General features: G+C 39.9%; 15 protein-coding genes. 10 read left to right on the top strand and 5 right to left on the bottom strand.

Annotated features, from left to right (window positions below; all coding sequences use genetic code 11):
• A complete protein-coding gene (gene thiL / locus OQX61_RS16830) occupies positions 1 to 1,041 on the top strand; it encodes a thiamine-phosphate kinase (RefSeq protein WP_265842957.1) in 1,041 nt (346 codons plus the stop codon).
• Here the strand turns inward: thiL and OQX61_RS16835 are convergent.
• The gene (locus tag OQX61_RS16835; protein WP_265842958.1) at positions 1,036 to 2,358 is read right to left on the bottom strand and encodes a DNA recombination protein RmuC; all 1,323 of its coding nucleotides are present in this window, start codon (positions 2,356 to 2,358) and stop codon (positions 1,036 to 1,038) included. The two genes, thiL and OQX61_RS16835, sit on opposite strands and share 6 nt — an antisense overlap.
• Before the next feature lie 151 nt (positions 2,359 to 2,509).
• Here OQX61_RS16835 and OQX61_RS16840 point away from each other — a divergent pair, with 151 nt between their 5' ends.
• Positions 2,510 to 3,205: a zinc metallopeptidase gene (locus tag OQX61_RS16840; RefSeq protein ID WP_265842959.1), complete on the top strand. Its 696-nt coding sequence runs from the start codon at positions 2,510 to 2,512 to the stop codon at positions 3,203 to 3,205.
• On the opposite strand, the gene apaG is transcribed toward OQX61_RS16840, so the two are convergent.
• Positions 3,202 to 3,588, bottom strand: coding sequence for a Co2+/Mg2+ efflux protein ApaG (gene apaG, locus OQX61_RS16845; RefSeq protein WP_265842960.1), 387 nt, complete (start codon positions 3,586 to 3,588; stop codon positions 3,202 to 3,204). The two genes, OQX61_RS16840 and apaG, sit on opposite strands and share 4 nt — an antisense overlap.
• A gap of 35 nt (positions 3,589 to 3,623) precedes the next feature.
• A complete protein-coding gene (gene dusB, locus OQX61_RS16850; protein ID WP_265842961.1) occupies positions 3,624 to 4,631 on the bottom strand; it encodes a tRNA dihydrouridine synthase DusB in 1,008 nt (335 codons plus the stop codon).
• Positions 4,632 to 4,684: 53 nt separating this feature from the next.
• On the opposite strand from dusB, the gene OQX61_RS16855 reads away from it, so the two are divergent.
• The 4 genes from OQX61_RS16855 to OQX61_RS16870 all read left to right on the top strand — a co-directional run bounded on the left by OQX61_RS16855 (position 4,685) and on the right by OQX61_RS16870 (position 7,029).
• Complete coding sequence (locus OQX61_RS16855) at positions 4,685 to 5,617, top strand: CPBP family intramembrane glutamic endopeptidase (protein ID WP_265842962.1); 933 nt, start codon at positions 4,685 to 4,687, stop codon at positions 5,615 to 5,617.
• A complete protein-coding gene (locus OQX61_RS16860) occupies positions 5,589 to 5,798 on the top strand; it encodes a DUF2007 domain-containing protein (RefSeq protein ID WP_265842963.1) in 210 nt (69 codons plus the stop codon). The genes OQX61_RS16855 and OQX61_RS16860 overlap by 29 nt, the downstream gene beginning before the upstream one ends.
• A 24-nt stretch (positions 5,799 to 5,822) precedes the next feature.
• Positions 5,823 to 6,632 (top strand): phosphatidate cytidylyltransferase, encoded by an 810-nt coding sequence (locus tag OQX61_RS16865; protein ID WP_265842964.1) that lies wholly within the window; start codon positions 5,823 to 5,825, stop codon positions 6,630 to 6,632.
• 124 nt (positions 6,633 to 6,756) lie between these two features.
• Complete coding sequence (locus OQX61_RS16870) at positions 6,757 to 7,029, top strand: hypothetical protein (protein ID WP_265842965.1); 273 nt, start codon at positions 6,757 to 6,759, stop codon at positions 7,027 to 7,029.
• Positions 7,030 to 7,197: 168 nt separating this feature from the next.
• Here OQX61_RS16870 and OQX61_RS16875 read toward each other — a convergent pair whose 3' ends face one another.
• Positions 7,198 to 7,410, bottom strand: coding sequence for a DUF3820 family protein (locus OQX61_RS16875; RefSeq protein WP_265842966.1), 213 nt, complete (start codon positions 7,408 to 7,410; stop codon positions 7,198 to 7,200).
• Between the two features lie 11 nt (positions 7,411 to 7,421).
• The gene (mfd, locus tag OQX61_RS16880; RefSeq protein ID WP_265842967.1) at positions 7,422 to 10,763 is read right to left on the bottom strand and encodes a transcription-repair coupling factor; all 3,342 of its coding nucleotides are present in this window, start codon (positions 10,761 to 10,763) and stop codon (positions 7,422 to 7,424) included.
• Positions 10,764 to 10,876: 113 nt separating this feature from the next.
• On the opposite strand from mfd, the gene OQX61_RS16885 reads away from it, so the two are divergent.
• From OQX61_RS16885 to OQX61_RS16900, 4 genes are all read left to right on the top strand, one after another.
• Positions 10,877 to 11,203, top strand: coding sequence for a DUF2752 domain-containing protein (locus OQX61_RS16885; RefSeq protein WP_265842968.1), 327 nt, complete (start codon positions 10,877 to 10,879; stop codon positions 11,201 to 11,203).
• Positions 11,196 to 11,555: a TM2 domain-containing protein gene (locus OQX61_RS16890; RefSeq protein ID WP_265842969.1), complete on the top strand. Its 360-nt coding sequence runs from the start codon at positions 11,196 to 11,198 to the stop codon at positions 11,553 to 11,555. Before OQX61_RS16885 ends, OQX61_RS16890 begins: the two co-directional genes overlap by 8 nt.
• Positions 11,556 to 11,677: 122 nt before the next feature.
• Entirely contained in the window at positions 11,678 to 12,775 is a 1,098-nt protein-coding gene (locus OQX61_RS16895; protein ID WP_265842970.1) for a Nif3-like dinuclear metal center hexameric protein, read from the top strand.
• Complete coding sequence (locus tag OQX61_RS16900) at positions 12,775 to 13,518, top strand: C4-type zinc ribbon domain-containing protein (RefSeq protein ID WP_265842971.1); 744 nt, start codon at positions 12,775 to 12,777, stop codon at positions 13,516 to 13,518. Before OQX61_RS16895 ends, OQX61_RS16900 begins: the two co-directional genes overlap by 1 nt.
• Positions 13,519 to 13,592 lie beyond the last annotated feature (74 nt).

The raw sequence follows: 13,592 nt of genomic DNA on the forward strand, positions 1-13,592 counted from the left end.
ATGTTTGAGAATAAAGAGCGTACCGATATTGGAGAACTTGGAGAATTTGGTCTGATAAAACACCTGACTGACAACTTTAAGATCAGACATGAAAGCAGTATTAAGGGAGTTGGGGATGATGCAGCAGTATTGAGTTTCCCGGATAAAGAAGTATTAGTTTCTACTGATTTATTGCTGGAAGGCATCCATTTCGACCTGGCTTATGTCCCTTTAATGCACTTAGGTTTCAAAGCTGTTCAGGTGAATTTGAGTGACATTTATGCCATGAACGGTATCGCTACTCAGATCACAGTTTCCATCGGTATTTCCAGTAAATTTCCATTGGAAGCCGTAGAAGAAATCTACAAAGGAATTGAACTGGCCTGTAATAAATTCAACATTGACCTGATTGGTGGAGATACCTCTTCCAGCAAGCAAGGATTAGTGATCAGTATTACCAGTATCGGCTATGCAGATAAGAAAGATGTGGTGTACAGAAATGGTGCGCAGGAAGGTGATTTACTATGTGTTTCCGGAGATTTGGGTGGTGCTTATGTAGGCCTTCAAATTTTGGAAAGAGAAAAACAGATATTTTTAGAAAACCCTAATATTCAGCCTGATCTGGAAGGGAAACACTATATTATTGAACGTCAGCTGAAGCCGGAAGGCAGAAGAGATATCGTCGATTTACTGGCACAAATGGAAATTATTCCTACGTCAATGATCGATGTTTCTGATGGTCTTGCTTCGGAAATTATGCACATCTGTCAGCAGTCTGAAAAAGGCTGTACTTTGTACGAAGAAAAGATTCCAATTGACCCGATGACCTATGAAACTGCACGTGAATTAGGCTTAGACCCAACCGTTTGTGCGTTAAATGGCGGTGAAGATTATGAATTGCTGTTTACCATTAAACAAGCCGATTATACCAAGCTAAAAAATGATGTAGACATCAGTGTAATTGGTCATATTACCGATAAAAACTCTGGTTGTAAAATGATTTCCAAGTCCAATGTGGTTCATGAATTGAAAGCACAGGGATGGAACGCTTTTAAATTATAAGCTTTCCTCTTCTACAACTAAAGGATCTAAAAATTTGGTGTCAATTTGCTTCGTCGCTTTGGCACCTAATTTTTTGATTTTCTCTGAAGTACTGGCCAGGTTTCCTGTTCCGGTAGAAAGCTTGTTTAAGGCTTTATCATAAGCATCCTGACTTTGTCTGATGTTTCTCCCGATACTCTCCATATCAGTTAAAAATCCTACAAATTTATCATACATACTGCCGCTTAATCTGGCAATTTCCAATACATTTCTGTTTTGTCTTTCCTGTTTCCAGATACTGGCAATGGTACGTAAAGTAGCAAGTAAAGTAGAAGGACTCACCAACACCACTTTTCTATCCCAGGCATAGTTAAATAATTCTGCATCTTGCTGAACGGCAATGCCAAAGGAAGATTCTATGGGGATAAAAAGCAATACAAAATCCGGTGAATTGATCTGGTACAGGTCATGGTAATTCTTGGCCGATAAGCCCTGAATATGGTTTTTAATGGAGATAATATGTTGTTTCAAATGACTTTCTCTTTCTACATCATGCTCTGCGGTAACCAATCTTTCGTAAGCCACCAGAGACACCTTAGAGTCCACGACTATATGTTTATCGTCCGGAAGGTCAATGATTACATCCGGCTGCATCCTGTTGCCCTCTGCGGCGCTTAGGTTGGCTTGTATCCGGTACTCTCTGTCTTTGATCAATCCGGAACGCTCCAATACACGTTCGAGAATCACTTCTCCCCAGTTTCCCTGTTTTTTTGAATCCCCTTTAAGGGCTTTAGTCAGGTTATTCGCATCTTCCTGAATCTGCTTGCTCTGATCCATCAGCTGAGAAATTACGCCTTTAAGAATATTGCGCTCATCGGATTCGGATTTATAAACCTTATCTACTTTTTCTTCAAAGGCCTTGATGTTTTCTTTGAATGGATTGAGGATCATATCGAGATTGGTACGGTTTTGCTCCGTAAATCTGGCGGTCTTCTCCTCGAGTACTTTATTGGCAATATTTTCAAACTCTAATTTAAAACGTTGTTGTAAATCAGCGATATACAATTCCTGTTCGGCTTGTTTCTCCCGTTGTGCCAGCAGGTTTTCTTCGGATTTGATGACTTTACTACGTTCGGAAAGGAAATTACTGCGGAGGTCATTCAGCTCATCCTCCAGTCTCAATTTCTCTTCTTTTAACCAGTTTAATGATTTTTGATGCTCTTCTTCTTTTAAAGCCAACAAGGCGATATGTTGATTTCCGGCAACTGGTTTTTTTAAGAATAGCACAATAAGTACTACTAAAATTATGATCAATAAGGCGATTACTGCTACTTCCATACTAATATTTTTATCAAAAATGGATAAATAAAAAGGAACCTGCAAGTCCGATTGTTAAATAATCCGCCAGCACTTTTAAAAATATTTTTTATGTGCAGTAATTTAGGCTCGTTTTTTGATTTGTAATAATTGAAAAACATACACTACGGAAATGGGAACTTATTTATTTTTAATAATCCCGATATTACTGATTAGCATGTACGTCCAATGGAAGTTTAGAAGTAAGTTTTCAAAGTACACTGAGATGCGTTTAAGTTCGGGATTTTCGGGAAAAGAGGTGGCGGAAAAGATGCTTCATGACAGTGGAATATATGATGTGAGGGTGATGAGTGCCGATGGACAGTTAACAGATCATTATAATCCTGCGGACAAAACAGTGAACCTAAGTACAGATGTATATCATGGAAGAAGCGTGGCTGCCGCAGCGGTTGCAGCACATGAATGTGGACACGCAGTACAACATGCTACGTCTTACCACTGGTTACAGCTGAGGACAAGTATGGTGCCTTTAGTGAGCATATCTTCTACCTTGTTACAATGGGTATTAATTCTAGGGGTTTTATTAATCGGTTTCACCGGAAATCCTTTTGTGCTGACTATTGGTGTGCTCGGCTTAGCACTACTAACAATTTTTAGTATCATCACGCTGCCGGTAGAGGTTGATGCCAGTAAAAAAGCATTGGTATGGCTAAAAAACAGCCATGGGGTGATGATTACACCGGAAGAAAATACACAGGCCAAAGATGCGCTTTACTGGGCAGCAATGACCTATTTAGTAGCTGCATTAGGTGCATTGGCCAATTTAATCTATTATGCTTCTATGCTTTTTGGAAGAAATAAATATTAATTGAGTCGGTAAGGCACTACCAGGTTAAATTCCGGAATATCCACTTTTAAATCAGTTTGATCAACGAGACGGTGCATGAGGTAATTACCTTTCATGGAACCCATATCAGTATTCAAATGACTGCCGGAAACATAACTATAACTGGTACCCGGCTCAATTACGGGTTGAATACCAACTACGCCCTCCCCTTCGACTTCCCTTTCTGTACCATTAGAATCAAAAATGAACCACTGTCTTCTCATCAACTGAATGGCATAATCAGATAAATTTTCAATAGTTATCCGGTAAGCAAACATAAAATGCTCATTACCAGGATTTGAAAATTCATCCTGGTACATGGTTTCTACTGATATTTTAACGCCCTGTGTGATTGCTGTAACCATTTTAACTATATTATTTAAGAAATGTTTTTCAAAAATCAAGCCATTTCCCTATCCGGGAGAATGTGATGATATTTATCTGCCACTTCGTCTAAAATACTATGAATAATTTCGATGTTTTCTTCTTTGACTAATAACATTCTGTAAGGTTTGAAATCTGGTAAGCCTTTAAAATAATTAGCATAGTGGCGTCTCATTTCAAAAACACCTACTCTTGGACCTTTCCAGGCGATAGATTTCTCAAAATGGGTTCTGCAAACATTTACACGTTCTTCTACTGTTGGACCGGCAAGAGTTTCACCGGTTTTGAAAAAGTGCCTGATTTCCCTGAAAATCCATGGATAACCAATAGCTGCCCTACCAATCATAATGCCGTCTACCTCATATTCCAGGCGCCAATCTGCCGCTTTTTGAATGCTATCTACATCACCATTTCCGAAAATAGGAATTTTTATCCTTGGATTTCTTTTGATTTCACGGATTAAAGACCAGTCTGCCGCACCTTTATACAACTGTGCGCGTGTTCTTCCGTGAATAGTTAAAGCTTGAATACCAATATCTTGCAAACGTTCGGCAACTTCTTCCACGTTTTTCGTGGTATCATCCCAGCCTAAACGGGTTTTAACAGTAACCGGCAGATGGGTAGCTTTCACTACGGCCTCTGTCATTTTTACCATTTTGTCAATATCCTGTAATAATGCAGATCCGGCTCCGCGACATGCCACATTCTTAACCGGACAGCCATAATTTATGTCCATCAGGTCTGGTCCTGCAAGCGTTGCGATCTCCGTTGCTTCCCGCATATGGTCGATTTCGCTACCAAAAATCTGGATGCCTATCGGACGTTCATATTCGAAAATATCCAGTTTAGCCCTACTCTTTGCGGCATCTCTAATCAGCCCCTCAGAAGAGATAAACTCGGTGTACATCATATCTACGCCGCTTTGTTTACATACAAAACGGAACGGAGGGTCACTTACATCTTCCATCGGTGCAAGCAAAAGTGGGAACTCTCCCAGATCAATATTTCCTATCTTTACAGACATTTCTCTATCTTCAAACCTAAAATCAAAGGACAAAGGTACAAATATTACAAATAATGAATTTTATAGAAAACGAAAGACCTGAAAAAAGTCCTTATGTACAATTACTTACCCTTGGTTTTTATGCCATCGCAGGGCTGATCATGACCTATGTAGTTGGATTGGCCGGATTGTATTTATGGTATGGTGAAATGATAGATGCCAACTGGTTAACACCTGGTGATCCTAAATTTATCCTCGTATCGAGAACACTGATTTCCCTGCAGCAACTGGGTTTATTTCTGTTTCCAGCCTTATTACTGGCCTGGGGAGAAAAAGCAAAAGCAACTGTTTTTTATGATTTTAAGCCTATAAGAATTGATCTTTTGATACTGGTGGTCTTAATGATGCTGGTGTCTATGCCGGTATTAGAGTGGATTACCCAGTGGAATCAGCAGATGGTACTCCCCGGATTTCTGAAATCTATGGAAGAATGGATGAAAGCGAAGGAAGATGAAGCCATGGCTACCACGCTGGAAATCCTGAAAATGAAAAATATAGGAGATTACCTGATTAATATTGTATTGATTGCATTATTACCCGCTATTGCCGAAGAACTCATGTTTAGAGGGGCAATTCAGCGTTCTCTGGGCAGGATGTTCCAAAATTCACACCTGGTGATCTGGCTTACGGCCTTTATTTTTAGTGCCATCCATGTACAGTTTTACGGATTTCTACCTCGATTACTACTTGGAGCTGCCTTTGGATACATCTATTTCTGGAGCAAAAGCCTGTGGTATTCCATATTTGCCCACTTTTTAAATAATGCTTATGCGGTAAGCGCAGCATGGTATATGCAAAAAAACAATATACCTTTGTCCGAATCAGATAAAACAACCTGGTTTCAATGGTATGGTTATCTGATTAGTGCGGTTTTAACTTTTCTGATATTCAGCTATTTTAAAAATAAATCAACAACAGATGGAAAACAATTGGACAAAAGTATTTAGTACAGAAGATCCCTTTACAGCAGAAATATTGAAACAAGGGCTAGAAGAAAATGATATTCCGGCGGTAGTGATGAACCAACAGGATTCTTCCTACAAGACTTTCGGGGTAATTCACATCCTGGTACACCCGGAAAATTTAGAAAAAGCGCAGGCTTATATCAAAGATAACGAGATCGCTTAAACCACTACAATTACACGTATACGCATGAAAACAAGAGCGATAACTGCTTTCTTTTTTACTATAGTGATGTTAGGTTCCATGTTTTTAGGACCTTATGTCTATTCTGTTTTTTATTTATTATTGAGTCTGGCTGCCTTATGGGAGTTTTTTAAACTGATCAAAACAGCTGGTATCAGGCCACACCGGAATATTGCAATGATTGCCGCAGCACTGATCTTTTTCATGACTGCCGGTTATCATTTCCTGCAATTTGAAACTAAGTTTTTACTGCTGTTGGTCCCGTTGATCTTCTCCGTATTTATCTCGGAACTTTACAAAAAAGAAAAAGTACCTTTCGCCAATATCTCTTACACCTTTGTGGGCTTCATGTACGTGACAGTCCCTTTTTGCTTCTTCTATTCCCTGGGTTTCATTGGACATATCCCCGATTATAGTTTTCATTTGCCATTGGCTTTTATGCTGATGTTATGGGCAAATGATACTGGTGCTTACTTATTTGGGTCTAAATTTGGTAAAACAAGGCTGTTTGAACGCCATTCTCCTAAGAAATCATGGGAAGGCTTCTTTGGGGGCGTATTTACCAGTGTGCTGGGGGCTTATATACTTTCCATTTACTTCACAGAACTCTCTTTTCTTACCCTTGGAGGCATGGCCATCTTAATATCCAGTTTCGGCACTTTAGGCGACCTGGTAGAATCTATGCTGAAAAGAAGTTTGAATGTTAAAGATTCCGGAGATATCCTGCCGGGTCATGGTGGACTACTAGACCGTTTCGACGGTTTATTAATGTCTGCACCCGTAGTTTACGTGTACCTATACCTGATTTTATACTAAACAGCAGGTTAGAATAAAAAGAATTCTGCTTAAATAATACAGTCACTTATCTATTTTTCAATTGGTTATAGTTTAAATACAATTTATACAAGTATATTGTACTAAGAAAAAAACTAACCTTCCCATGATGAGTACTGATAAAAAGATTCTGATTGCTGAAATTATGGCCGTAGCCTATTTCGTGTTGATGTTTACCGGTGTAATAGCCACTATAAACTTCCCTGTAATTGGGGCAATAGTAGAAATGATCACCATCCCATTGATGTTGTTCCAGCTGTGTGTCTTCGTGATTGTAGGGTATACCCTGCTCAAAAAAGATAAAAAAATGAACTATGAACTGGCCTTTTCCGGCGTAATGTCTGTAGGAATGATCTGTTTCTTTTTTATCACCTTCTAAGAAAAGAAGAAGCCAGGATTAAAAAACATTACCCTGATTAAAAACCGGGGGCAATCAAATGAATAAAGCATAAAAAAGCAGCTGATCATCTCAGCTGCTTTTTTTGTATGCTTTTGATAGAGAATAAGTGCTTTTAAGCAACTTTCTGCCTAAAGCCAGTCTCTTGTGTTACCTTCTTTTCAAAGGCTGTAACAAGTATTCTAAACCATTCAGTTTGATTTCATATAAAGTGGCGATCATCTCTCCTAGTTTCCCCGGAGGAAAGCCCTTATTGTGGAACCAGATCAGGTAAGATTCCGGAAGGTCACACATGGTTCTGCCCTGATACTTGCCAAAAGGCATTTTCATGGTGACCAAATCGTTTAATAATTGCGGATTCATAGCTTATTGAGTTAATTAGCAACCATATTCAACATCTCTACCGCTTCATCCACCGATTTCAGGCCTTCAAAAGCAATCCGTAAAGAATTTTTCACCTCTTTTAAATTACATATTCTCGGGTGCATCTGTGCAAAATGCAGGATCTGGTTAAACATCGTCGAATCGAAGAAGGCAGACTGCTTATCGGCGATAAAATAACCACGCAACACCCCTTTTTTGAAGCTCAGTTTCTCAAAAGCGAGTTTCTTAGCCACCCATTGCAAACGCATTACATTCAGCATGGTTTTTACAGGCTTCGGCACCGGCCCAAAACGGTCTTGTAAGGCACTTTCAAAAGCTTTCAGCTGTGTTTCATTTTCCAGCTTGGAAAGCTCCGTATACAGGTTATATCTTTCGGTAATATTCGTCACATAATCATCCGGAATAAACATATCCAGATCAGTATCAATTTGCGTATAAGTTACAAAAGGACGGGCAGGTTCATTTTTAAACAAATCCTTAAATTCATCGCCTTTCAGCTCCTGAATAGCCTCATCTAAGATCTTATGGTACATTTCGAAGCCGATTTCGGCAATAAAGCCACTCTGCTCTGCCCCTAGCAAGTTTCCACTGCCACGGATATCTAAATCACGCATGGCGATGTTAAAACCACTGCCCAGATCAGAAAACTCTTCTATTGCACTCAGTCTTTTTCGCGCTTCGTTAGTCAGCGTAGATAGCGGCGGACTCAATAAATAGCAAAATGCCTTTTTATTGGAGCGTCCTACCCTGCCACGCATCTGGTGTAAATCGCTCAGACCGAACATATGAGCATGATTTATGATGATTGTATTGGCATTTGGAATGTCCAGACCGGCCTCAATAATTGTGGTGGCTACCAATACATCTTTTTCCCCATTGATAAAATCAAGCATCACATCTTCCAGCGCGTCACCATCCAGCTGTCCGTGTGCAATCCCGATTCTTGCTTTAGGAACCATTCCCTGTATCATACCGCCCAATTGTGGCAGGTCATTTACCCGGTTATGGATAAAAAACACTTGTCCACCCCTGTCCAGTTCAAATTGAATGGCTTCCTGAATCAATTTATCATTGAAAACATGAAGCTCCGTATTCACAGCCTGACGGTTTGGTGGAGGCGTACTCATGATTGAAAGGTCCCTTGCACCCATTAGCGAGAAGTGTAAAGTCCTCGGAATCGGTGTTGCCGTAAGCGTTAACGTATCTACATTTGCCCTCAGTACCCTGAGCTTTTCTTTGGAAGTTACCCCGAATTTCTGCTCTTCATCAATGATCATGATGCCTAAATCTTTGAATTTAACATCTTTACTCAATAACCTGTGGGTACCAATAACGATGTCGACCTTCCCTTCAGCTAATTTAGCCAGGGTTTCTTTGATCTGTTTATTGGTCTTGAAACGGTTGATATAATCGACCGTACAAGGGAAGTCCTTCAAACGTGCAGAAAAGGTTTTAAAATGTTGGAGTGCCAGAATGGTGGTTGGTACCAGTATTGCGGCCTGTTTACCATTAGCAACTGCTTTAAAAGCAGCTCTGATGGCGATTTCAGTCTTTCCGAAACCCACATCACCACAAATCAGACGATCCATCGGGTGTGGTGCCTCCATGTCTTTTTTAACATCCATGGTGGCCTTCTCCTGATCCGGTGTATCCTCATAAATAAAGGAAGCCTCCAGCTCTGTTTCCAGATAGCCATCAGGAGCAAAAGCAGTACCTACCTGGGTTTTCCTTAAAGCATAAAGCTTGATCAGGTCCCTGGCAATGTCTTTAACTTTTTTTTTAGTGTTCTTTTTGAGCTTATCCCAGGCCTCTGTGCCCAGTTTATTCATTTTTGGAGGAGTCCCGTCCTTGCCACTATATTTTGCAATCCGGTTTAAGGAATTGATGTTCACATAGAGCAAATCATTGTCTGCATACACCAGACGAATCATTTCCTGAGTCTTGCCACTCACCTCCACCTTTTCCAAACCGGCGTATTTTCCGATTCCATGGTCAATATGGGTGACAAAATCTCCAGGTTTCAGGTCTCTTAATTCCTTCAAAGTAATTGCCTGACTCCGTTGGTATCCCCTTTTTAGCTTGTATTTATAGAAACGGTCAAAAATCTGGTGGTCGGTATAAAAAGCCACATTTTGATGTGGATCCAGGAACCCTTCCCTCAATGGAATGTTGACCGGCGTAAATTTTGCTGTTTTATCAATATCCTCTAAAATCGCATACAAACGCTCGGTTTGTTTCGGAGAAGAACTGAAAATATAATTGTGAATACCCTGTTTCTCATTCTCTTTTAAGTTGTGAATGAGTAGGTTGAAATCTTTATTGAAGGAAGGCTGTGGTTTAGTTTCAAAAGAAAATACATGCTCCGTTTTATAGAAAAACTGCTTGCCAAATTCCAGCAATGCAAAATCATGAACCATATCGGCCATCATTTTCTCATCGGTAAAAGCGTACTTCGGATCAATCCAATCCTGATTTTCCGATTTCTCCTTTGCCGGTAAAGCCAGCCATAATTCTTTAGCTTTTTTATAACCGCCTTTAATGATGTCCAGACTAAACTCTACGTCTTTAAACCAAAGCAGCGTGTCTTTTTCTATGTAATCTAACAGGTTAATGTTGCTTTCTGTCAGGTACTTGGATTGCACATTCGGGATAATGGTAAAACTCTTTACATCCTCTACAGAAAGCTGACTTTCAATTTCGAAAGTACGGATGCTTTCTATCACATCGCCAAAAAACTCAATCCGGTAAGGTAAATCATGGGAGAAAGAGAAAATATCGACAATTCCGCCACGAATAGAGAACTGACCGGGCTCATAAACGAACTCGGTACGTTCAAAATCATAATCGAAGAGAAACTCATTGATAAAATCTATACCTAGTTTGGTCTGAACGGCAATTTCAAGCGTGTTTTTTTCCAGTACACTCCTGTTGATCACCTTTTCGGCCAGTGCCTCAGGGTAAGTCACCACAATTTTCCCATATTCCGAATGGTGATTCAGCTCATTGAGCACTTCTGCCCTTGCCAATACATTTGCAGTATCTACCTGGGTGAATTCGAATGGTTTACGGAAGGAAGACGGGAAAAGCAAGACTTCTTTATCGAGGATACTTTCCAGGTCGGCCATGAAATAGGAAGCCTCTTCCCGATCAGGAAGGACAAATAACATGGGTTTGTGCAACAGGAAATAAATAGCAATAGCTATTGTTGCATCGGCAGAACCAACTAAACCTTTTAGTTGAAGTTTATTACCTTTGCCCGCGTTGAGGGCTTTTGCCAATGCGACAATGCGTTCGTCTGTTTTATATGTATTAATCAGGTCACGGATGTTCACTATGCAAAGGTAAGATTTATGATGAGCTTAAATGTAACAAAGTCTCTATTAATCAATCTAAAATAAAAACGATATCAGGACAACTGATTTCGGGGATTGATTAAAGCTCATTGATGAAAACGCTACACCGCATACCTGTCGAATTGATCTTCTGGATAACGGCTTTGGCACTGCTCGCTACCGCAGAACCGATAGCGGAAGCGCATATTCATCATTTTACGCTTTGTCCACTGGCAAATTTGGGCATAGAATGGTGCCCCGGATGTGGGATTGGAAGGGCAATAACACAACTTTTCCATGGAAATATCAAGGAAAGTCTGGCACACCACTGGTTTGGAATCCCTGCACTGATGATCATTGGCCACCGTATCATTGAATTGATTAACAGAAGAATAGATAACAATAGAAAATTAAAATATAAGGAGGAGAGATATGTTTGATTCACCATTTATGACGCTGCCGGGTATCACACCCCAGGAATATTCTTACTTGCAGTCTGCAACAACAGGATTTAGTGAACAACAACTACGGGGATTTTTAATGATTTACGGAAGTAAAAGAAGAAATCCGGACGATATGGTATTGTACTGTATCCTTGGCTTTTTTGTTCCGGGTTTGCCGAGATTTCTGGTGAACCAAATCGGAATGGGTGTGCTTTATTTCTTTACCCTGGGTTTGTGTTTTATCGGAACAATAATTGACCTGGTGAACCATAAAACCTTAGCCATGGAATACAACCAGCGCATGGTTTTTGAAAGCTTACAAATGGTTAAAATGGGTAGTATCCAATAAAACCTTAATTATAGGAGAGCCGGTTCAAGTTTTTGTACCGGCTTTTTTGTTTTATCAAATGGCGGAAAGCCCAAAAATGATTAAGTTTATTTTCTGAGGTTCAAATCGTAAATTTACAGCTTATGAGATTATCCGTTTTAATAGCACACCTGGAAGCATTTGCACCGCTCAATTATCAGGAAGATTATGACAACTCAGGACTGCTGGTTGGTCAGCCTGAAATGGAAGTACATGGGGCTTTGGTAGCCTTAGACTGTACGGAAGAGATTGTAGATGAGGCAATAGCCCAAAATTGCAACCTCATCATTACCCATCACCCCATTGTTTTCAGAGGATTGAAAAAGATCACTGGAAAGACTTATGTGGAAAGGGTAGTCCTGAAAGCCATTCAGAATAACATCGCATTATATGCCATCCATACTAACCTGGACCATGTAAAATACGGCGTCAATGGCGTAATCGCGAAGAGACTCGGACTAAAAAACGCGAAAATTCTCAGTCCAAAAGGATCATTACTCAAGAAACTCGTTACTTTTTGCCCTGTTGAACAAGCGGAAGAGTTGAAGGATGCACTTTTTGCTGCCGGAGCGGGAAATATCAGTGATTATAGCGAATGTAGTTTCAATGCTGCTGGTACCGGAACTTTCAAAGGAAATGAACACACAGATCCTTTCGTTGGAGAGCCTGGTATCCGCCACCATGAACCGGAAATTAGAATTGAAATGGTGTTTATCGCACAAAATGAGCGTAAAATCCTACTTGCCCTGTTAGAAAACCATCCTTATGAAGAAGTTGCTTACGACATCTACAATCTGGAAAATAAACTGGATACCGTAGGAGCGGGGATGATCGGCTGGCTGGAAGAAGGCATGGAAGGCCGTGCATTCCTCAATCTGGTGAAAGATAAGATGGACGCGGTAGTGATCAGACACACCAAATTACTACCAAAAAGGATCAGAAAGGTCGCTGTATGTGGCGGTTCCGGAAGCTTTCTGCTGAAAGAAGCAATTGCTGCGGGTGCCGACGCTTTTGTAACCGCTGATTTTAAATACCATGAGTTTTTTGATGCCGATGAAAAATTAGTCATCGCAGATATCGGACACTTTGAGAGTGAACAATTTACATCTGATTTGTTGATAGATATTATTCAAGAAAAATTTCCTAACTTTGCAATCCGTTTAACGGAGCATAACACAAACCCCATAAATTATTTCATTTAATGGAACAAACTGTAGAGCAAAAGCTAAAAGCTTTATACGAATTACAAACCCTGCATACTAAGATCGATAAAATACGTCAAATCCGTGGTGAATTACCAATGGAAGTAGCTGATTTAGAAGACGAAGTTGCTGGCCTGGAAACACGTATACAAAAATTCAAAGGCGAATTGGATGATACTGAAGATGCCATTGTAACGCGTAAAAACATGATCAAAGAAGCTCAAAACTTGATCAAGAAATATGAGACCCAGTTAAAAGATGTTAAAAACAACCGTGAGTACGATGCCTTAACTAAAGAGGTAGAAATACAAACGCTTGAAATTCAGGTTTGTGAGAAAAAAATCAGAGAGTACGGATTTGACATCACAACGAAAAATGAGGTTTATGAAAAAGCATTAGCTGATTTAGAGTCAAGAAAAAAAGATCTTGAAATTAAAAAAGGCGAATTGCAAACCATTACTGCTGAAACGGAAAAAGAAGAGCAGTCACTTGCTAAAAAATCTGAAAAAGCAGAAACTCAAATCGAGGAAAGACTATTAACTGCTTATAACAGGTTAAGAGGAAATGCAAATAACGGATTGGCAGTAGTGACAATTGATCGCGATTCATGTTCAGGTTGTTTCAACCAGATCCCGCCTCAACGTCAGCTTGACATTCGTCAACGTAAGAAAATTATTGTATGTGAGCACTGTGGAAGAATCCTTGTGGATGAAGCCCTGACACAAGAAGTAGCTCCAGTATAAGCACAATTTAACGAATAATAAAAAGGCCGGAATTTTAAATTCCGGCCTTTTTTCGTTGGCCCTGTTTTTTATCT

This window comes from Pedobacter sp. PLR, from assembly GCF_026239675.1.
GTDB lineage: Bacteria > Bacteroidota > Bacteroidia > Sphingobacteriales > Sphingobacteriaceae > Pedobacter.

Excerpts from the sequence above, each read along its gene's own strand:
- OQX61_RS16855 (WP_265842962.1), top strand. The coding sequence starts at position 4,685 with ATGAATTTTATAGAAAACGAAAGACCTGAAAAAAGTCCTTATGTACAA.
- OQX61_RS16875 (WP_265842966.1), bottom strand. The coding sequence starts at position 7,410 with ATGAATCCGCAATTATTAAACGATTTGGTCACCATGAAAATGCCTTTT.
- OQX61_RS16835 (WP_265842958.1), bottom strand. The coding sequence starts at position 2,358 with ATGGAAGTAGCAGTAATCGCCTTATTGATCATAATTTTAGTAGTACTT.
- OQX61_RS16865 (WP_265842964.1), top strand. The coding sequence starts at position 5,823 with ATGAAAACAAGAGCGATAACTGCTTTCTTTTTTACTATAGTGATGTTA.
- OQX61_RS16900 (WP_265842971.1), top strand. The coding sequence starts at position 12,775 with ATGGAACAAACTGTAGAGCAAAAGCTAAAAGCTTTATACGAATTACAA.
- OQX61_RS16840 (WP_265842959.1), top strand. The coding sequence starts at position 2,510 with ATGGGAACTTATTTATTTTTAATAATCCCGATATTACTGATTAGCATG.
- apaG (WP_265842960.1), bottom strand. The coding sequence starts at position 3,588 with ATGGTTACAGCAATCACACAGGGCGTTAAAATATCAGTAGAAACCATG.
- thiL (WP_265842957.1), top strand. The coding sequence starts at position 1 with ATGTTTGAGAATAAAGAGCGTACCGATATTGGAGAACTTGGAGAATTT.
- OQX61_RS16860 (WP_265842963.1), top strand. The coding sequence starts at position 5,589 with ATGGAAAACAATTGGACAAAAGTATTTAGTACAGAAGATCCCTTTACA.
- OQX61_RS16870 (WP_265842965.1), top strand. The coding sequence starts at position 6,757 with ATGATGAGTACTGATAAAAAGATTCTGATTGCTGAAATTATGGCCGTA.
- OQX61_RS16885 (WP_265842968.1), top strand. The coding sequence starts at position 10,877 with ATGAAAACGCTACACCGCATACCTGTCGAATTGATCTTCTGGATAACG.
- OQX61_RS16895 (WP_265842970.1), top strand. The coding sequence starts at position 11,678 with ATGAGATTATCCGTTTTAATAGCACACCTGGAAGCATTTGCACCGCTC.
- OQX61_RS16890 (WP_265842969.1), top strand. The coding sequence starts at position 11,196 with ATGTTTGATTCACCATTTATGACGCTGCCGGGTATCACACCCCAGGAA.
- dusB (WP_265842961.1), bottom strand. The coding sequence starts at position 4,631 with ATGTCTGTAAAGATAGGAAATATTGATCTGGGAGAGTTCCCACTTTTG.